The following is a 21,045-nucleotide window of genomic DNA, read 5'->3' as shown; positions in this document are numbered from 1 at the left end:
ATAGATCAGGAGCGTTACAATAGCATAATATAATGCGATAGTAACTAGCAAAATCAGTCCTACAAACAAACTCAATTTTACCTATGCAACCTCAAAAAAACACACGAGATAGGCTATATTATAATTCTGGAAAGCATTTATCTCCTTGGCGGGAAACTCTTAATACAATTATTTTTGGTGCAGAAACAAATACAGGTAAGCTGTTTGATATTATTTTAATTATCAGTATTTTTATCAGTATATTGGTCGTTATGCTAAGCAGCGTAGAAGCATTTTACCAACAATATAGCCCATTATTTTTTTATCTTGAGTGGGGGTTTACCTTACTGTTTACTATAGAATACATTTTCCGCCTGATTGCCGTACGTCAGCCCAAGCTTTATGCGCGTAGCTTTTTTGGTGTTATCGACTTACTATCTATTTTACCTAGCTATCTCGGCTTATTACTACCCAGTGCCAAATATTTGCTGATTATTCGTATCTTACGTTTATTGCGCATTTTCCGTATTTTTAAATTGGCAGAATATATGGAAGAAGCAGAAGTTTTAATCACAGCACTTAAAAGTAGCTGGCATAAAATTCTAGTCTTTCTGTATACCGTTTTAACCTTAGCCGTTATTTTTGGCTCATTACTTTATGTCGTCGAAGGCAGTGCTGCAGGTTTTACGAGTATTCCTAAATCTGTTTATTGGGCTATCGTTACTTTAACCACCGTTGGTTATGGCGATATTGCGCCACAAACTCCTCTAGGTCAAATTATTGCCTCTAGTATTATGATTATGGGTTATGGCATTCTAGCTGTACCGACAGGAATTTATAGTGCAGAACTCATCAAACAGTATCAACCCGACAAATTGACTAATCATGCCTGCCCTAGCTGCGGTCAGATTGGCCACGACCAAGATGCTAGTTTTTGCAAATATTGTGGTAATTCTTTAGAGCAGCCAGAAAACTGAAGTTACAAAATAAAAAGATAAAAAGATAAAAAGACGAATAAAGTTAAAGGAATGATTATTTTAGAGTCATAAGTTATTGTTAGACTAATAATTTTAATGCGTTTTCCCTGTGGGAGAAGGCTCCTTATAGTATCAGTATATCTATGTGTTATGATGCAGCTTTGTAGATATTTTTAGGAAGGTCAAAATGCATACTTATAATAAAAATAAAATGATCGCACGCTTATTTGCCTTATCGATAGCCAGTACCATTTTGGTAGCTTGTGATGATAAAAAATCAAACAAAAATGGTTTAACAGTGCCTGTACAAACATATAAAGAACTGAAAGTACTAAAAGGAATTGTGACTGATGAAAATGGCTCTGTACTTAATGCTGAAATTAAAGTAGCGGATAGCTCAGGCAAGATTGTTGCTCGTACGAAATTAGAAAATAGTAAGCATTATTCAGTTGAAATTCCTCAAGGAACAACTTTGCCTGTTGTTTTGACGGTTAGCCCTAAAGGTTCGCAAGAAAAGTTGGTTGCAGTCGTTATTTCTCCTGCAGTTTCTAGTTATGATATTAGTCCATTGACAACTAAGATTGCCAATCGAGCTAAAGCTTTAGGCGGCTATACTTATGCTAACATGGTGATGGCAGCCGATAGTACTGTGGGTGTGCCTGATGCGAATAAAACTTCAACAGGCTTTCGTGGTGATCCAACCAAACAATACGGTGGTTGGCATTAAATTTTTAGTCCCCAAGTCACTAAATTGCCAATTTTAGTAGCATCAAAAAATGAAAACGTAAGGATTACAAGAATTTCTATTTGCAATTAAAATGTAGTGCCATATTTCTTTTCAGAGCTCGGGCGCATTATCCTACCTTATGAAATGCTTGGGACTCCTGTCGTCAAAGATTCATTCACATACAGGGCGAACTGGACAAGCTCCAGTACGCCCTGCTCCCGCTTCACAACACAAAACTGCCACAGTAAAGTACCTCAAATGGCTTGCAGCTGTCGAGATAACCACTAGCCTTCCTAGCACCTACTGTGGACTAAAATCATAACTTCGCTACCACTTCATTGCCCTGCTTTTCAGTAAGCGTTATTTTGTTATTGCACCTTATTATACGAATTCAGGATACGACAAAGGGTCTCTGATTTTAAAAAAAATAATGATGAAAAACATGAATAAGAGCCAAAATTTTATTTATGTATAATCTATATAGAAAATCTAATATTAGGGATAAACTAAACGGTCTATTTGGACTTATTTGTTAATTGAAAAAGACTTAAGGACAGAAAATCATGAGAAAACCCTTTAAAGTCATACTGACTCTATGCGTACTGATCGCTGCTATTTCAGTTATTTGGTATATCAAATCCTATTCGGAAACGGATCAATCACGCTTAACCTTATTTGGTAATATTGATATTCGCCAAGTACAGCTTACTTTTCATGACCCCGAACACATCGCACAAATGTATGTGAAAGAAGGTGACCAAGTGACCAAAGGTCAATTACTCGCTATACAGGATTTAGCTCGTTTTCAGTATACGCTGGACAGTGCACAAGCTAAAATGGATGCGCAACAACAGGTCGTTAATCGCTTGCTGAATGGTACACGCCCAGAAGATATTCGTAGGGCAAAAGCAGATGTTAAATCAGCGCAAGCGGAGGTGGCGTACACTAAAAAAGAACTACAACGCTTGCAAAGTCTGGTGAAAAAAAAGCTAACCTCTAAAGAGTCGGTGGATCGTGCTCGCTCTGAATATATCGCAGCTCGTGAAAAAATGCACGCCTTACAAGAACAATTAGATTTAGCCGTGATAGGCCCACGTAAAGAAGATATTGCCGCAGCACAAGCAATACTAAAAGCGAATGAAAGCTCACTAAAATTGGCAAAAAAAGTTTGGCAAGACGGTCATCTTTATGCTCCTTCTGATGGAATTATTCAGGATAGAATTTTAGAGCCTGGTGATATGGCAAATAGTCAGTCACCCATTTATACGCTAGCACTGGTGAATCCTGTTTGGGCCAGAGTTTATGTGTCAGAACAGGATCTGGGTAAAATCCATCAAGGGATGCGTGCGCAAATTTATTCTGATAGCTATCCAGATAAAAGCTATTCTGGCTGGGTCGGTTATATTTCACCCACCGCTGAATTCACCCCTAAAGCAGTAGAAACCGTAGAACTGAGAACCAGCCTAGTTTATCAAGTACGAGTATTTGCTTGTAATGCACAAAATGAATTGCGCCTAGGTATGCCAATTACGGTCAGTATTGACCTTACTGCAACTGAAGATATTAAAACTAAAGCGACTAGCTGTACAGGTTCATTGTGAGCCATTCATCTGCTGAGGCTATTTTCGCGCTTGAATTGCAAGCGGTAAATAAGCAGTTCAGTAGTGGCTCACGCAGTGTTAATGCATTGCGATCTGTTTCATTAACAATAGATAAAGGTGCCGTTGTCGGTTTAGTTGGGCCAGATGGTGCGGGTAAAACGACCTTGCTGCGTTTAACGGCAGGGTTATTACTGCCTGATACCGGCACTATCACCGTCTTTGGGCATAATTGTACTGATCAACTAGCAGATGTTCATCGCCTCATTGGCTATATGCCACAGCGTTTTGGTTTATACGAAGATTTGAGTGTGGCGGAGAATCTTAAGCTTTATGCCGATTTGCATGGTGTCAGTCACTCAGTACGCGAACAGCGCTTTCAGGCGCTCATGAGCATGACTGGACTCGCCGCCTTTACCGAGCGTTTGGCAGGACAATTATCAGGCGGAATGAAACAGAAACTGGGGTTAGCATGCACGTTACTCAGTCAACCCGCGCTGTTATTATTAGATGAACCCAGTGTTGGCGTTGACCCTGTATCACGCAGAGAATTATGGAGTATTATCGAACATCAAGTTAAAGCTAACGATATGACGGTCTTATTAAGTACCGCATATCTGGATGAGGCTGAGCGTTGCAGCGATGTTATTTTACTAGATGAAGGCCACATTCTTGCGCATAACAGCCCTGCTGCTTTTAAGCAGTCAATGCAAGGGCAAAGTTACCGATTAAGCAGCCCCTCTCTGTCTAATCGAAACTTACAAAATAAGCTTAGCGGTCAGTCAGACGTCATTGATGCGGTTATTCAAGGCGATAAAGTTCGTGTTATTAGCGCTAACAAAGACTTAGCTACGTTACCACTCTTTAATGCCGAGTTTGAAGGCATTCGTATAGAAGCGACTGCGCCTCGGCTAGAAGATGCCTTTATTGCCCTGTTAAGAGCGCAACACCCCCTTACCGCCACTCAAGCGATATCCCCTAACGTTAAAACAACAACCGTTATTAATGATGCAACAGTTATTAAAGTCGAAGGGGTTGATCGTTGGTTTGGTAATTTTCAAGCCGTTAAAAAGTTAAATTTTTCTGTTAACCGCGGTGAAATATTTGGTTTATTAGGCGCAAATGGTGCGGGTAAAACCACGACCTTTCGGATGCTTTGTGGCTTATTACCCGTGAGCAATGGCCAGCTCAGTGTGGCTGGGGTCGATTTAAGTAAGGCTGCCGCTAAAGCCCGCGCGCGCATTGGCTATATGTCGCAAAAGTTCTCTTTGTATGAACACCTAAGCGTTTTACAGAATCTTAATTTTTTCAGTAGCGCCTACGGCTTACGTAATGCTCAGCGAAAAAATCGAATACAGTGGGCTTTACAGCAATTTGAATTAGAAGCAGAGAAAAATACCAATAGTGGTGATTTACCGCTGGGCTATAAGCAACGTCTAGCGATGGCTTGCGCATTAATGCACGAGCCAGAAATTTTGTTTCTCGACGAGCCAACCTCAGGCGTAGACCCACTTGCCAGGCGAGAATTCTGGAATCGAACTAACCAACTAGCAGCAAGCGGGGTCACTGTTTTGGTTACCACACATTTTATGGAGGAAGCAGAATATTGTGACCGCCTACTGATTATGCGTGAAGGTGATATTTTAACTTCAGGTACACCTGCTGAAATCAAACAACAAGTACGTTCGGTGGACTTGCCTGAACCGACAATGGAAGACGCTTTTATTCAATTAGTCGAGGCTAAAATATCATGAATCACCCAAACAAAGAAAAATACATGCGCCTGCAAGGGCTAATTATTAAAGAATTTCTACAAATACGGCGCGACCCTAGTAGTTTAGGTATTGCTTTTGCCATGCCCGTCTTTTTATTATTATTGTTCGGCTATGGCGTATCTCTCGATGCCAAACATGTTCCCGTCGGCATCGTGCTAGAAAAAATATCTCCAGAGGCCCGTAGTTTCAGTGCTGCCTTTGAGCATTCAGAATATTTTGTTAGTATTCATTTTGCCAATATGAAATTGGCACAACAAGCACTAGAAGCACGAAAAATTAGTGCCATTATCCGCCTACGTAGCAATTTTAATCGGCAATTATACAGCCATGAATCTGCCCCCATTCAGGTAATCGTTGATGGCGTAGATGCAAATACTGCCCGTTTAATTTCTGGTTATATTCAAGGCACATGGAATCAGTGGTTAATTCAGTTTGCCGCACAACGCGGAATAAGCCTAACGCAACCGATTATGCTAGAACAACGCATCTGGTATAACAGCGCCGTGCGTAGTCGAAATTTTCTAGTACCCGGTTTAATTGCGGTCATTATGACTTTAATTGGTGCCTTATTAACCGCTTTAGTGATGGCTAGAGAGTGGGAACGCGGAACTCTAGAAGCCTTAATTGCAACACCCGTCAGTGTCACCGAGATTTTGCTCGGTAAGTTGATTCCTTATTATTTGTTGGGCATGGGAGGGATGCTGCTCTCTATTGCAATGGCGGTTTTTTTATTTCAAGTGCCTTTACTCGGGTCATTATGGGTTTTACTGATAACGGGAACGCTCTTTATGTTAGTTGCTTTAGGTATGGGGCTAGTTATTTCAATTGCCGCAAAAAATCAGTTTGTCGCAGGGCAAATCGCCATTATCATCACCTTTCTTCCCGCCTTTATTATGTCAGGATTTATTTTTGATATCGACAGTATGCCACCCGCCATACAAAGTATTACCTATTTAATTGCCGCACGTTATTTTGTTGCAATTCTGCAAACTGTGTTTTTGGCAGGCAATGTCTGGGGGATTATTATTCCTAATGCACTAGCCCTACTCTTCATGGCACTATTCTTTTTTGCCTTAGCTTTGCGTCGCATGCCGAGACGGTTGGAGTAACTATTATGTGGAGCCGTATTTATGCATTGCTGATTAAAGAATTTTTAAATCTACTCAAAGATAAAAAAAGTCGTTTTGTACTGATTGGCCCCCCTATATTTCAGTTATTTGTATTTGGCTATGCAGCAACCTATGATCTAAATCAAGTGCCTATCGCTATTTATAATGAAGACACCAGTATTGCCTCACGTGACCTGATTGCTAAATTTAATGGTACGCCTACCTTTAAAGAAGTCTTACGTATTAGCTATCATGAGCAGATTGCACCCGCACTGGATAATAAAGATGTCTTAATGGTTGTACATATTGGGCAACATTTTAGCCGTGATTTATTATTAGCTCAGCATCCTGCTAAAGTGCAAATTCTTCTGGATGGACGCAACTCTAATACTGCCCAGATTGCCTTAGGCTATGCTCAGACAGTATTAAGCGACTTTAATATACAGTGGGCAAAACAACATAAGCTATCTTTACCGCCTGCAAAACTGGAAGTGCGGGCTTGGTTTAATCCAAATTTAGAAAGCCGCTGGTTTATTGTCCCTGGTATTGTTGGCTTGTTAACGCTGGTCGTTACCGTGATCGTCACTGCGCTTTCTGTGGCCAGAGAGCGTGAGCAAGGAACTTTTGATCAGCTATTAGTCACGCCTTTAAGCCCATTAGAAATATTGATTGGTAAAGCGATTCCAGGCTTAGTGATTGGTGTTATTGAATCCTCGTTTATTATTTTAATGGCTGTTCTCTGGTTTAAAGTGCCCTTAGTCGGTAGTCTTGTGCCTTTATATATCGGCATTATATTATTTGTCTTTGCCGTTATTGGCATTGGCCTGATGATTTCATCATTAGCAGTAACTCAACAACAAGGGCTTTTAGGGGCTTTCCTATTTATTGTGCCTGCCGTAATACTGTCAGGTTATGCAACGCCAATAGCGAATATGCCGCCTTTGGTGCAGGATTTAACCTTGATTAATCCTTTGCGTTATTTTTTGATTATTTTACGCGGTGTCTTTCTGGAAGGGTTAAGTGTCAGTCAATTACTTGACCAATACTGGCCGATGTTATTAATCGGTATACTTAACTTAGGCATGGCAGGTTGGTTATTTCGACGCAGAATGTATTAATTCTTGTTTACTCTGAAAGTATGTCAAGTTCCAGGGTAATAAATAATCACTGAAACATTGAGAGCAACTTGATTTTATTTCAGCGGACGGCTTTTAGGTCGAACTTGCGTGTGCCCTCATGAGATCATTCCATCTGAAGCAAAATCCTGCTCTATCATTTTAGGATGTTATTTCATGCACGTTTCTAAGCAAGCATTTTAATTGTGCTACCACTTCTCGATCCTGTCACTTCAATCCGTTGGGCCATTTGTTCTTTTAGCTCTGAAACATGAGAAATAATCCCTATAGCACGGCCTGCCGATTGCAGATCAATTAAAGTATTAATCGCCAGTTGCAATGAATCTTGATCTAAACTTCCAAATCCCTCATCAATAAATAAAGTATCAAGCTGTATTCCACCTGAACGTTCTTGTACTACATCTGATAGCCCCAACGCTAATGCAAGTGATGCCATAAAGGATTCGCCACCCGATAAAGTCGCTACAGGTCTAGTTTTTCCCGTATAGGCATCATCAATAGCTAAATCTAATCCAGCGGTCGTATTTTTCAGCTGCTCTTCTTCATTTTGACGGATTAATCGATACTGGCCTTTACTCATCAAATGTAACCGCTGGCTAGCAATACTCAAAACAGAATCTAATATATTGCCTAAAACAAAACGTTCCAAAGTAACTCTCACATTACCTCGACCTGATGCTGCTTTTGATAAAGTACCAACCACCTCATACTGTTTTTTAATATCCACTTGTTGCTTTTCAATTTTTTGGATTTTGCCTCGTGTATTAATCAACTCTTTATGTTTCTGGTTGGCTGTTGCCCATATACTTTCTGCTAAGGTAAACTCATCATTTAATTTATTACTGTTCTGTTGTAGTTTTTCTAAATCTGGCGGTTGCTTGTCTTTTAACTGCCGTTCTAGTAACCCTAATTCTGCCTGCAATGTTTTGACTGCGTCATCATGCGCTCTTACATGCTCAACCAGAACATTAAGCGCCCCTTTTTTCATTTGCGCACTAGCAAACGCCTCTTGAGTGGCAAATTCACTGTCTGCCAAGGCTTGTTGCCATAGGTGAGATTGCTCTTTATTACGGACTTGTAAATCATCCAGACTTTTATTAAGTGCTATCAAGGTAGATACGAGTGAAGATTGATTGTTTGAGGAATCAGTCAGTTCTTGATTGGCGACTTCATACCTAGTTTCTAAGCTTTTAATTTCCTGACGTACCTGGGTCAATACCGATTCAATTGCCACAGTGTTCCTATAGGCTTCGGGCAGTGATTTATTTGCAGCGTCCAGCTCACTTTTAGCCGTTGCTTTAAGCGCCGTTAATTCGGGGATATTATCGTCAATGGCTTTAATATCACTCGCAATAGGTTCCCGTTCTTGTTCTTTATCAGATTTTTGTTTCTTAGCTCTAAGTAATTTCTTTTCGTTGCTTTCTATTAGCTTTAAATCCGATTCCAAACTTCTATAAACCTGCTCTACTTCTAACAAAGACTTAGTCGCATGATCGGCTAACTCTAATTCTAATTGCTTAACATCCTGTTCTTTACCTGTCACCGAATGCAAACAAGCTTGCATCGCTTCTTTAATAGCATTCATTACCTTAAATTGTTTTGCTTGCGATGCTCTCGCTTGATCAACCACAGCTTGATTAATGACTAATTCATTCTCTGAGAATACCGCGGGATTAGGGTGTTTAAGACTGCCACACACAGCACAGGGCATATCTTGTTCTAACTTTTCAGCTAACACAGCGGCTTGATTAGAAAACCAGCGCATTTCAGTTCGATTAGCGTCCTCTGCAATTTTTTTATACACTTTTTCAGCTGCCTCAAATTTATCTTTTTGTTTTTGATAAACTTGATTAAGTGAAAGTAAATCAACACGCGCAACATCTAGCTCTTTACGTTTATCAAAAACCCCTTTTGCCCACAGCTTTTGCTCAACAATAACGGATTTATTAGCGCTCGCCTGTTCTAAAGATTCAATCTCAGCAACTAATGTTATTAAGGCTTGTCCAATCGTTTTGTCTTGTTCTTCTAATTCAGACTTTTGATCTAATGCAGATTTATGATTTGCAATAGCAGCTAATAAAGCATTGTTTAATTCTTTATAACTCGTCAGTTGTTCCTGGTACCCTTTAAATATCCCCTCTTTTGCTTTAAGAGAGTCTCGCTGCTGGTAATTCTCGGTTGCTTGATTCACACCCTCCTTGGCAGTCTTTACACGTAAATCAGCCTTTTCTTTAGCTTGGTTTGCAGTCACAATCTCGGCTTTCTTTGCCTTAATGTCCTGTAGAAGACCTTGCAAAGCCAACCATTTCGGCGCTATAGACGCTGCTTTTGCTGCCCGTGTAATACGGCTTTTGTCAGCGCTTATTTCATCCTCCTTTAATTTAAAGCTTTGCAGTTCCTTTTGTTTAGTATCTCGGCTATCAAACGTTTTACCTAAAGCAACAGCGGTTTCAATTGCTGTTGCGGCTTGTTGTTTTTTTTCAGCAGCCAAGTCTTTTTCTTTTTGCTTAGCCTCTAGCAATCCAACGACTTCTCCAATAGCCATTTCTAATGCTTCACTATCCACAACATGCACATCAGAAAGCGCCTCAGCCTTTCTATCTTCAAATGCCTGATTTTGTTTTTCTATCGCCCCTGCTTTATCTTTAAGCAGTTGCTCAATTCGCTTATATATTTCAGTTTGAAATAAGGTCGATAAGATAGCCTGTCGGTCATCTGATTTGGCCAGCAATAATGCGCGAAATTTACCCTGTGGCAATACCATCACTTGCAAAAACTGCTCTGAGCTTAAGCCAATAATTTCTTCAATCTTAGCTTTTGCTTCTGTGGTTTTTTTGGCTACTAAGGTTTCTTCTTTGCCACTTTCAAGCATACGTCTTAAATGTGCTGTAGATTTTTGTTCAGTTTCTCCCCCACCTCGTTTAGAGGGTCGCATTTGTGTTGGCACACGTGTAATACGATAATGATCGCCTCTAATACTAAACGCTAAGGATAATTCAGTCAGTAAATCCGCTTCGGCATGATCACACCTGAGACCCAGCTCTTTGCGGTCTGAATCAGTGGTTTCACCATAAAGCGCATAACAAATGGCATGAAGAATTGATGACTTCCCTGCTCCCGTAGGCCCATCAATTAAAAACAAAGGGTTTTCACCTAAGGCTGAAAAGTTAATCACTTCTTTTTTAGCAAAGGGACCAAAAGCTTGAATTTCTAAAGACTGTAATTTCATTCCGCTGCCTCGATAACATCTTTCGCTTCAGCAATAATGTCCCGTAATAAAGTATTTTGCTCTTCAGTTAAAGCATTGCCAATAACTTGCTCGAAAAAATCTTTAAACACCTGTTGTTCAGTCCTTTTTAGGCTTACATCTGCAACCAACCGGCTGCCTTTAGATAAAGAAAATTGTGTACGTTCTAATTGCAATACATTTGGATACACCTTTCTTAACTGCCCCATCGGATCAAGAATATCTTGTTTATCCGTTAATTTAGCCAATATATAATCATAGTTACGTGGATCTTTTTTACCCTGTTCGATTAACTCGTCTAATAAGCCTTCAATCACCCTTAAATCCTTTTCTGGTGTTAATTGGAGATGTTCTGTTGATACCAAACCTTGCTCATTCAATTCAACTAAAGTAATGCCTTTGTTTTGTTTATACTCAGAAAAAGAATATTTTAATAAAGAACCAGAATAACGGATATGCTCTTTACCTTTGTATTGTGGGCCATGCAAATGCCCTAAAGCCACATAATCAAAATCTTCTAAAGCTTGATAAGACACTCGATCAGCACCACCAATCGATAAAGGTCGTTCAGAATCTGATTCCTCAGCACCATCAATAAAGCAATGACTTAATAACACGGCTGGAGTATTTGCAATACGTGCGTCTTTAACCAAATCAACTAAATAAGTATGCGCCTCATCATAGGTTTTTACTTCACAAGCAAAAGCTTCCCGTACTTCAACCGGGTCATGATAAGGAAGTCCATAAAAATGCACAGGGCCTGTTGCAGTTTCAATAATAACGGGGACAGTTACATCAGAAAGCTGGCTTAAAATATGCAGACCCGATTGCTGCATATGCTTTGCACCAAAGCGTAAGCGCTTGGCTGAATCATGATTCCCAGAAATCATAATCACAGGAATTTCAAGTTCACCAATAATTTCATCTAAAAACTGATCTAATGCATCGACTGCTTCAGCAGGTGGTACAGAACGATCAAATACGTCACCTGAAATAATTAATGCATCAACATTATATTCACTAGCATAAGCTTTTAATTGCTGTAGCACATGTAACTGGTCTTCCAGTAACGATATGTTTTGGAATAAACGGCCTATATGCCAATCTGAAGTATGGATAAATTTCATTGCTAACGTCCCTTGTTAAAGGATTTCCCCGTTTGTTTTATTTTTTTATACAATGCACGCTCTATTCTACTCTAGCTCGCATCAATAGCTAGTTACAGCTAATTCTATATTACTCTACTGAACCCCTAATGCTTTATATACCGCATCCACAGGATCGGAGTAAAAGCTTATCTGGAATTTGGAGAACAGCTCCGCTGGAACAGTCGGTATATCGGAAGCGGAAGCCATCGGTAGTAAAACTTTAGTGCCGCCACTATCCATGGCCATTTGCAGAGTATCGGCAAGATCTTCTACTGGGTTCACTACCCCACCTAGCGTCATATTGCCTAATACCACCATCTGCTCTTGTACCGGCTTTTTCATTAATATGGAACAGAAAGCAATAAAGGCAGCAAGGCTGGTTTGCGTACTGGCACCGGAGTTATAAAGTTCGACGATATGTAAATGGAACTCGTATTCAGAAAATTTAGCGATCTGGCTGATACGACTCAGATTACCTTTAAAATAATCAAAACCGACCCGTATCGCTTCTTTAGCCGCGACATGAGAACCGAAACCTGAAACCGTATGTTTTCCATGCCCTGCCATCATTTGCGTTTCAAAGCGATACAGCCCTAATTGGCCTGTCGAATCCCCCTTAGTAACCAAATGCACGACCCCCGGATGTGACATGCCTTCTGGAATTAGCTTACTACCGCCCTGCTCCGGTACATTAACGAAAAATTCTTCTAAGGATTCATTATCAAGATAGCTGAAATGGACATCAAAGAATTCCATCCCTCCGAGCTTTTTGAGTTGTTCTTTAATGCGCCGACGAACTTCTAAAGCGTACACCAAACAATAACGCACATCCTCTTTATCAAATTGATTATTTGGGTGTAAGAGCTTAAGTAATCCCGATACGGTACGCCGAACAGCAATCACATCACGCTGATTTAGGTTATTGCCTAATTTAAAATACTGATCAATCGCATTGGCAAAATTACGCTTACGCATTTCACGCATATATTCGGCCATGTAATCGGTAATAAGACCAAAATTATTAGTGAAAAATTCAGGACGCATTTTAGGGATTTCCCATCCTGGAATATACGCATGAAAACGATCAAAGAAAGCGGTATCAATCATCTGTTGTGGAAACGGCGCTAATAGATGGCTGGTTTTCACTAAAGTTTCCACGCTTTGATTGATATTACCGATAAAGACCATCGAAGCACTGGCTTCAATGGAATCACGTCCTCTGGAAAAGGAACCCGATGCCATATAATCTTTCATGATTTGAATGCCATCGTTATCATGAAAGTTAATCCCCGCCACTTCATCAAACGCAACGACATCCCATAGTCCGACTAAACCCACTCTGCGACTCGCCATGTTATAAAACAGGTTCGCCACCGTCGTTTGCCCGCCAGAGACTAATAAGCTATTGGGTGAACATTCTTTATAGACATGACTCTTCCCCGTCCCTCGCGGCCCTAATTCACAAACATTATAATTATTTTCTACAAAGGGGATCATACGGGCAAGTAAATGTAATTTAGCGCGCTCCTCTAAATTAACAGGCTCCATACCAATTGAGCGTAACAACACATCGCCCCATTCAGTGCTAGTAAATTGTGCTCTTGCAGTAAATAGCTCCTCCATATCCATATTGGGCATCTGGATCGGCTTTAGCGTCACAATAGAAAAGGGCGAGGCTTTCTGTCCTTCTTCAAAAAAATACTGCACGGTGATAATGCACCAAATGCCACCCATAAATAGCTTTTCATTTTCCTTAACGATTCCCACTGGTACAAAAGCATCTTTAAGACCTAAATTAGAAAGACTCGCCTCATAAATATCTTTATTTTGGTTGAGCTTCACACTGACTTTATCTATCACTTTATAGCTGCCATGCTCACGGATCAGTGATTTTACTTTTTCCGCCTCATCAGGGCGCACATAGTTTTCGGCCAATATTTTTTTAACATTCTCTAAGCCTTCAGCCACCACTTCAGCATCATCAGAAGCGCAGTACATCCCCAATAAATATTCCAGCACATAAACAGGAACATTCACCCCTTCTTTAAGCTGCTTGGTCAGATCCTTTCTCACCACACGCCCTTTAAAGTGACGATTTAATAAAGTATCTAAATCTTCTTGCACTGCTTTTTTACTTACTGTTAATTCACTCATTAGAAAAAATCATCCTGAAAGGCTAAATCAATGGTGACGGCATACTGATTATAGCGAGTTTGGGTAGCGGTATTTTCTAATACCAATGTATACGCCGCATGACGATCAAATTGCGCTCCGATCAGCTTTAAACGTGCATCTCGGGTACGCTCATTCATAGACGCGCTTTGACTGTCGAAATTTAAGGTTTCACGGCTGGAAACTTCTTTACCTTCGCTATCAACAATAAAAACCTCCACTTGCCGCGCAATATGCAACTCGTCAACGGCATCAGTCTGAATAAAACTGATTTTATCAATATGATTGGCCATCTTAATCGGCTGGTTTTTTACCACAATACCCACAGGCTGTTTCTCATTCTGCACCATTTTCTCACCGCGTAAAGCGACAATCGAAATCACCGGCACACAAATCTCTTGCAACATAGCCCCGCCATGCACAAAACGCGAGCCACCGACAAAATGAAAGCGTTGTACGCCTTTAGGAATTAAAAATTCTGTGTCACCACTCCCATTAGCGGTATCAGCAATCCTCCCTTTCCAACAAGCGGGGTCAGCATTCAAATGACCGCCAATAATATAACGTTTTTTAGCTTCAATGGTACCGCTAGGCTTGATGTCTAAAACTGTTTTATCCGCTTCAGACAAGGCTTTTTGTTGAAATAGAAAACCATGATCCGCTGTTACTAAGACGCGATTACCATTCAAACGATTAATCACTCGACCCACTAAGTCTTTTAATTCATTAATGGCATCACGGCAAGCCGCAAAGGTTTTCTCTTCCGTAGGCAGCTTATCACCGATAGCATCAATGGTATCGTGATAGATATACACCACTTCGGCATCACGAATCTTCTCGCGTCCTTCCTCATTACTCCAAGCAGTCAAGACCTTTGCACTCACCGCCATCCCTTTAGCTTTGGCTAAAATCGTGTTTCGATTATCCAAGCCTTGTGTGGACATGCCATCAGCAAAGACGATGGCGCTTTGATCTTCACCATAAGACAAGGTTTTATGGGGTAATAATGCCGCCATGCCTAATTGCGTATAACTAGGTAATACACCTAACTGCGTGTTTAATTCGGCTTTGAAACGCTTCTCACGGTTAATACTAAAGACTAATTCATGCGCGACTTCATAGCGTAACGCATCAGAAATAATGACGAATACACGCTTGAACTGCTTACCTTTAAGATGCATCGCCACTTGATGCTTATAAAACTGATGTTGCTGTGGAATCCCCGCTATTTTCCACTGTGCTAAACAATTTTCACTCTCCAGTTGCCTATCCCAGGCCAAGCCTATTTCATATAAATACCAATGGGTATAAAGATTCTCTATTGCCTCATCCAGCTGACGTAATACATCGGAACCTTTGCTTAAAACCGTAGCCACATTTTCATTAAACAAACGATAAGCTTGATCAAATAGATAAAGCTCACTCACATAAGCGCTATACATCGCTTTAGCGGAATCATAATGAAAACCATCCACATATTGCTGACGCAAATATAATAAGCGCTCAGCTTGGCGTAAGGCCTCATAAATCGCCGCGTATTCTTGGCGCGACACACACCAATGACTCACGAGTCGCCGCGATAAGATACGGTCAAATTGCACGCGATCTAAGCGCGTACTCACATCTAATAAATTATTTACCAGGCCGCGAATAATCGCTTGTTCAATCACTTCAAAAGTTTCACATTCCATTAATTGAAATGGGTGGTAATCCCGACAGCGTGATTCCACCTCTAATTGACCACTGATTTGCTTGGCAATCATATCATGTGCCTTTGCAAAACTGCGGCTATCACGCCAGCCGGTCATAAAAGCTAATGCAGTCGCCTTTCCTGCTCCTGTTTTTAGCACATTATTCAACAACCAATCCCGATCTGTTGCTTCGATTTGGCTCCATAATTCCGTACAAAATAATTTTAAGATAAAATCCGCCAGAGAAGGCTGACGACTCGCATAACTAAAGTGTGCGGCTAACTCAGCCCATAATGAACCTGTTAGCTCAAATTTATCTAGCTGGTCGATTAAGCTGATAGCATCATTCTCTGGTGCTAAACCCTCTGCATAAGCTTTGACCAGTTGGAATAAAATATCCGTTAACGACGCTGATTCCGCTTTAGTTAATACCGCAATCATCTTACGGTCTAAAGAGGCCTCATCTTCATTCTCAGTAACAAAGCGTTTTAGACCTGTCATTCGCTGCTTGTTCGTAAAAAATGCCTGCCGTTGACGTATATGGCCGCGCAACGCCATTTTAGGAATACCCAGTTCATTTAATAATATCGAACTCACATCAGCAAAGAACTGCTCACTGTATAAGCGAATATCTAACAGCCAATCCAGATCAGCTTCAGGCTCTGCATAAGGAAAATACAATAAAAACAGCTGCTCAGGTTCATCTAATTCCAAGCGTTTTTTGGTTGCAAATAAAGATTGCTCCGACATATCCAACACAGTAACGCCATCAATAGTTAAGGTCTCAATCGCTTCTTTAAAGCTCTGCTCAGGGTCATACCAAAACACCAAGCGGCTTTGTTCAAATTTAGCGCTAATGCCTTGCTGTAATTGCTCTATTTGCATAACTGTTTTTTAAATAGTCTTGTTTAATTCAGTCGCTAAAGCTGTCAATCGATACTTCTGCAATCGACTACTCGGCTTATCTGGAATGGTTCTTTCAATGAATCCCTGCTTCAGTAAGCGTTTAATTTGCTTATTAAGCTCACCTGAAATGGCTTTATGCCCTAACTTTTCTGATAACTCTGATTTACTCAATTCAGCATCCACTAAGAAGGAAAGTACTTTTCTTGCTAGCTCTGACTCTGGCCGTGACTCTGGCCGTGACTCTAGCTGTAATTTATTATCTTCCCGCGTAAAACGCCCATGAATCGGCAATATCGTCAGGAAATACACATTATCTGGATTGGTTTCAAAAATAGGCGCTGGCGAACCATTTCTTGCCATAAAGCGACGAATCTTAGGTAAACCTGTGCCTCGCCCTTCCGTTAGGCGTAACTCTTTCAAGAAATCACCTAAACGACTGTTACGGCAATCTCTCGCGATTACCTTTTCTCGTTGTAACATCTGCTGATCAACGGGCGGCAAAGGGCCAGGAAATGACAGCACCTCGATACAATCATGGCGCACATTAATCTCAACCGGGTTTTGTTTGTCGTAGCCTTTATGAAACACCGCATTCGCCACCGCTTCTTCAACGGCTTCAAAGGGGAAATTATAGAAACGTAAGGCTTCCGCCTGCCCTTGTACCTTGATAACCTGCTCTTTGATGACCTGATGCTTAATATACTGCATAACGTCAATCAATTGCTTCCAAATCGGGCCAGTAAAGTACGTCTCCCTGAATTGATCGCCAATCTCATCCTGATACTCAATTAGCTCAATGCGTGCGCCGCGAAAATGCTGATAAGGCTCATCACTAAACATCAATAAGCCAACATTCAGCGGCTTAATATCCTCGTCTGCACCTCTGGCAACGCCCATATTGCGAGTTAATTCCGCTAAACTTAATTTTGGCAATTCCTCATACAAAGCACTTTTAACCTGCTGTAAAAAACTGGCAATATGCGTTAGATTAAAATCATCAATACTTGCATGATGGTTGATACGGTTATCAAATGGCACTTTCGCGGTTAATTCCAGCAAACGCTGCAAGTCAGCATCACTCGCTATCACGGTCGAAGACAAGCGGCGAATATAATAAAGCTTTGTTTGCGCCTCTTTGCCGCTGATGCTTTTAGCCGACTTATACGGTCGCGTATCACCAGGTGGACACCAGATCACCAAAACATGCCGCCCCTGTATAACAGCCACCTCAACCACAGGGAAATAATGCGGCGAAATAAAATGGCAGATTTGCAGTAGCTCTTTTTGTATCGCGTCCAATTTGCTGACTTCCAGCCCGATAGGCGGTATGATCGCCTGCCCATCCTGTTCAGCAATACCGACCACCAAATAACCACCACCCAAATTATTAAAGTCATTCGCAAAAGCACAGACCGAATGTAAAATCACTTGCGGATTCCAGCCTTGCTTAAATTCGATACGCTCGCTTTCGATGATATTTTGCGTGATTAAAGCTTCAATGTTGATTGGTAAAGACATTGTTATTTAAATATCCCAAGCAACCACTGTTCAATTGCTTTAAATAACAGGCTATCGCCATCCAAAAGGTCATCATTAATCGCCACATATAAACCATGTCCAGGCTGTTTTTGCCATGCCAACCAAGTGGCTACATCCGCTTTAGACTTTAAGTGAGAACTAAATTTTTGACCTTCAACTGCTTGCACCGCAACTATCGCCTGATTAAACAGAGCTTGTTCATCATCTTTAACACAAGCTTTAATCCAGTCTTCCAACATTCCTTCCTGTTGGTTATCAGGCATCACCCACAGCCCCAAATCAGCTAATCCATCATTATGCCTAAAACATAAGCCATTTTCTGAATCTTGATTTAACTCAAACCCAAACGGCTCGACAATCTCAGAAACACGAGCTATTGTTTTTTGGCATCCTAAGCCATGCCGTTCAAGATAATCAGCATCAACCACCAGTGCAAGATGAGTGATTTGACCATCATTCAATTGCGGCAATAGCACCTGTAAGCGTTGAAATACGCCTTCTTTCGAGTTTCGCCTGCCACCTAAATCCTTTGGCGATGCGACTTGAACAACGGTATCAAGTGATAACCTGTTACAAATTTTCTCAAAAAAAGACTTATCAGCCCCCCCTTCAACCAGTAATATCTGCTTAGTCGCTTCCATCAACGCACCTCAACATCAGCTTGGGTAATATTATAAAGCTGCTGTTCATCAAATACGGTAGCAATAACACGACCTTTATCACTGTTACGCACACTTTGCCCAACTCTAAACAAAACGCCCTCAATGGATTTTTTATCCATTGCCACTTTAGAAAAACTTTCGATACAATCCCAGCTATGCGTGGTGGCAAAAACCTGAATATCTAATTTTTCAGCCAACTCAAATAACAATGTCCATACTTTTTCCTGCACACTGTAATGTAAGCCATTTTCAAACTCATCAATCAGCAAAAATTCGCCTTTCGCGGGAAAAACCTTTAACACCATCTGCAATATGCGCAACATGCCGTCACCTAAGCTATTCAAAGGTACGGGACGCGACAAACCTTTAATTTTCACTTTAGCAACACGCCGCGTTTCTTTACCTGTTGTATCAGCATAAACAGAATCATTAACAAAGATTAAACTCTCAAACTCAGGCAGAATAATTTGCATCGCCGCCTTAACCATCTCTTCTGCCTCAGTAAGCGCAATAGCATCCCAATCTTTTGCCAAATCATTCATAGCAATTAACTGGGTAGGAATAAAACTGCTAGGCACTGTAATGCCATCTAATACAAATCGTGTAAAAGAAGGATGACTATGTTTAAAATCAATCAATACTGTATTACCTTTTTTTAATATCAGCAGTCCTTCTCCTACGATCTGACTCTTATTAACCTTAGCTAACTCTGTTACAGAAACTTGTCGAACCGATTTTTCAATAAACTTGCCATCTTCATCATTAACTGAAACCTCTCTTTCAACACGATAAACATGATAAATTTTTAACGCCTCCTCCTCATTGCCAAGCTCGCCAATAACGATAGGCACTTCGCCTACAGGAAACTTTCTTCCCGTAAATAAATCCTCAAAAGGTAATACGCCATTAAAACTCTCTTGATCACTGCTCTCTACAAAGCATTTCTCATCATGTCCTTGTGCAATTTTTTCTAATAAGCCTTTATTAGCATTACCCGCATAAATCCTTAATGCCTCAAGCACAGAGCTTTTACCCGAATTGTTCTTACCGACAATTAAATTAATACGACCTAACTTTTTAACCTGAAAATCTTCCAGAGAACGAAAGTTCTTTATTTCTAATGAATTAAGCATCACACTTCCCAAACAATACATAAACTATTTTTAATACATTATAGTACTTACTTCTTCCCCGTCACTGCTTTAACCTCTGCTAATAAATCACCAAACTTGCCGTAATTCACTTTAACACCATCATCTAAATCTAAGCTGATGCGCCTATCGGCGTAGTGTTTGAGTTTATCGTCAAACTCGCTGAGTTCGGTTTGTTTTTTCTCTAAGGCAGTGAGGGATTTTTTAAAACGGTTGGCATCACTGGTGCTGTCAGCATCTTGCATTTGTTTTTGTAATACCATCGCGGAAGCCTCGTATTTACCTAATAACGGTGTGACATACTCAGTACGCATTCGGGCTAAAGTGCTTTCGTTGTAGCGGTGTAGATACACCAAACATTCAAAAGCTTTGTTTTTACCTGAGCTAAACAACCAATAAATTGGGCGTTTTTTGTAGGTTTTTAGATGGTCTTTATAGAATTTAGTGGCGAGATAACGGCGAATGGTGTCTAGGTTAGATTCACTGTTTTTAGCTTTAATGGCATACAGGCATAGGCTTGCGGCGATAAAGTCTAAATTCTGTTGGTGATTTTCTTCACCCCAAACCACACGCACAAATTCACGCAAGCGGTGCGTAGCATCGTCTGCAAACCATGCTTGATCGGTAAGTGGGATAATGCCATCTTTATCGGCTGGGAAGGTTTTATATGTGCCTTGTTGCACTAATTCGCTAAAGCCTTGATTGCCTGCATGGGCATAAACTAAGCCTTGTTGGTCTAGGGAGTATCGTCCCATCATGCAACCGATGGCATAGCTGATAAGTTCGGCGAGGGTATCGGATTGAAAGCGGTTTTCTAGGGCTTCATCAGATAAATTACCCCCATAACGGTATTTAGGATTCACCGTTAAAGTGATTTGTTCTAGCGGTACATCGGGGCTGAGTTCGTCTTGCAAACCGTAAGCATCAATAAACAGGCGATTGTTTTCTTGCTCTAGGCGTAGTATTTCGGCGATGGTTTCGCGGTTGTGGCTTTGCCATGCCGCGTAAATCTCTGACAACAGGTAGGTTGGGTTAGCGGCTTTATCGCGTAACCCGACATTTTCGGCTTCGATGTGTCGGGTTACGCTATCGCTAACCCAACCTTGTATCTTTCCAAACCATGATATATTGCTTAGCTAGCATTATATCAAAGTGCATGATCAGAGTTTGTACCCATCCTTAGATGAAAGTCTGTGACGTAGATAAAACCCATGCACTATATTCTTAA

General features: G+C 40.8%; 13 protein-coding genes and 1 pseudogene. 6 read left to right on the top strand and 8 right to left on the bottom strand.

Features of this window, described 5'->3' with window-relative positions; translation table 11 throughout:
- Window positions 1-83 precede the first annotated feature (83 nt).
- From BQ7314_RS01390 to BQ7314_RS01365, 6 genes are all read left to right on the top strand, one after another.
- Entirely contained in the window at window positions 84-956 is an 873-nt protein-coding gene (locus BQ7314_RS01390; protein ID WP_174481919.1) for an ion transporter, read from the top strand.
- Between the two features lie 187 nt (window positions 957-1,143).
- Window positions 1,144-1,683, top strand: a complete 540-nt coding sequence (locus BQ7314_RS01385) for a hypothetical protein (protein ID WP_174481918.1) — start codon at window positions 1,144-1,146, stop codon at window positions 1,681-1,683.
- A 563-nt stretch (window positions 1,684-2,246) separates the two neighbouring features.
- Window positions 2,247-3,284 (top strand): HlyD family secretion protein, encoded by a 1,038-nt coding sequence (locus BQ7314_RS01380; protein ID WP_174481917.1) that lies wholly within the window; start codon window positions 2,247-2,249, stop codon window positions 3,282-3,284.
- Window positions 3,281-5,035 carry an ATP-binding cassette domain-containing protein gene (locus BQ7314_RS01375; RefSeq protein WP_245394871.1) on the top strand — a complete coding sequence of 585 codons (1,755 nt, stop codon included), beginning with the start codon at window positions 3,281-3,283 and terminating at the stop codon, window positions 5,033-5,035. The genes BQ7314_RS01380 and BQ7314_RS01375 overlap by 4 nt, the downstream gene beginning before the upstream one ends.
- Complete coding sequence (locus BQ7314_RS01370) at window positions 5,032-6,165, top strand: ABC transporter permease (RefSeq protein ID WP_174481916.1); 1,134 nt, start codon at window positions 5,032-5,034, stop codon at window positions 6,163-6,165. The genes BQ7314_RS01375 and BQ7314_RS01370 overlap by 4 nt, the downstream gene beginning before the upstream one ends.
- Window positions 6,166-6,170: 5 nt before the next feature.
- Window positions 6,171-7,283 carry an ABC transporter permease gene (locus BQ7314_RS01365; RefSeq protein WP_174481915.1) on the top strand — a complete coding sequence of 371 codons (1,113 nt, stop codon included), beginning with the start codon at window positions 6,171-6,173 and terminating at the stop codon, window positions 7,281-7,283.
- Window positions 7,284-7,467: 184 nt separating this feature from the next.
- On the opposite strand, the gene BQ7314_RS01360 is transcribed toward BQ7314_RS01365, so the two are convergent.
- The 8 genes and pseudogenes from BQ7314_RS01360 to BQ7314_RS01325 form a co-directional block, all read right to left on the bottom strand.
- Window positions 7,468-10,530: an AAA family ATPase gene (locus BQ7314_RS01360; RefSeq protein ID WP_174481914.1), complete on the bottom strand. Its 3,063-nt coding sequence runs from the start codon at window positions 10,528-10,530 to the stop codon at window positions 7,468-7,470.
- On the bottom strand, window positions 10,527-11,675 hold the full coding sequence (locus BQ7314_RS01355; RefSeq protein WP_174481913.1) for an exonuclease SbcCD subunit D: 1,149 nt from the start codon (window positions 11,673-11,675) through the stop codon (window positions 10,527-10,529). The genes BQ7314_RS01360 and BQ7314_RS01355 overlap by 4 nt, the downstream gene beginning before the upstream one ends.
- Window positions 11,676-11,789: 114 nt before the next feature.
- Window positions 11,790-13,850, bottom strand: a complete 2,061-nt coding sequence (gene brxL / locus BQ7314_RS01350; protein ID WP_174481912.1) for a protease Lon-related BREX system protein BrxL — start codon at window positions 13,848-13,850, stop codon at window positions 11,790-11,792.
- A complete protein-coding gene (gene pglZ / locus BQ7314_RS01345; protein WP_174481911.1) occupies window positions 13,850-16,444 on the bottom strand; it encodes a BREX-1 system phosphatase PglZ type A in 2,595 nt (864 codons plus the stop codon). Before pglZ ends, brxL begins: the two co-directional genes overlap by 1 nt.
- Before the next feature lie 9 nt (window positions 16,445-16,453).
- Window positions 16,454-17,983 carry an RNA-binding domain-containing protein gene (locus tag BQ7314_RS01340; protein ID WP_174481910.1) on the bottom strand — a complete coding sequence of 510 codons (1,530 nt, stop codon included), beginning with the start codon at window positions 17,981-17,983 and terminating at the stop codon, window positions 16,454-16,456.
- A gap of 2 nt (window positions 17,984-17,985) precedes the next feature.
- On the bottom strand, window positions 17,986-18,645 hold the full coding sequence (locus BQ7314_RS01335; RefSeq protein WP_174481909.1) for a DUF3226 domain-containing protein: 660 nt from the start codon (window positions 18,643-18,645) through the stop codon (window positions 17,986-17,988).
- Entirely contained in the window at window positions 18,645-19,799 is a 1,155-nt protein-coding gene (locus tag BQ7314_RS01330) for an AAA family ATPase (RefSeq protein ID WP_174481908.1), read from the bottom strand. The genes BQ7314_RS01335 and BQ7314_RS01330 overlap by 1 nt, the downstream gene beginning before the upstream one ends.
- 47 nt (window positions 19,800-19,846) lie before the next feature.
- Window positions 19,847-20,782 (bottom strand): annotated as a pseudogene (locus BQ7314_RS01325) (BREX-1 system adenine-specific DNA-methyltransferase PglX); the annotation flags it as partial.
- Window positions 20,783-21,045 lie beyond the last annotated feature (263 nt).

It is taken from the genome of methanotrophic endosymbiont of Bathymodiolus puteoserpentis (Logatchev), assembly GCF_900128525.1.
Taxonomy (GTDB): domain Bacteria; phylum Pseudomonadota; class Gammaproteobacteria; order Methylococcales; family Methylomonadaceae; genus Methyloprofundus.
Note: the sequence above shows the minus strand (reverse complement) of the source record. Positions and strands in the feature narration are given on the sequence as shown.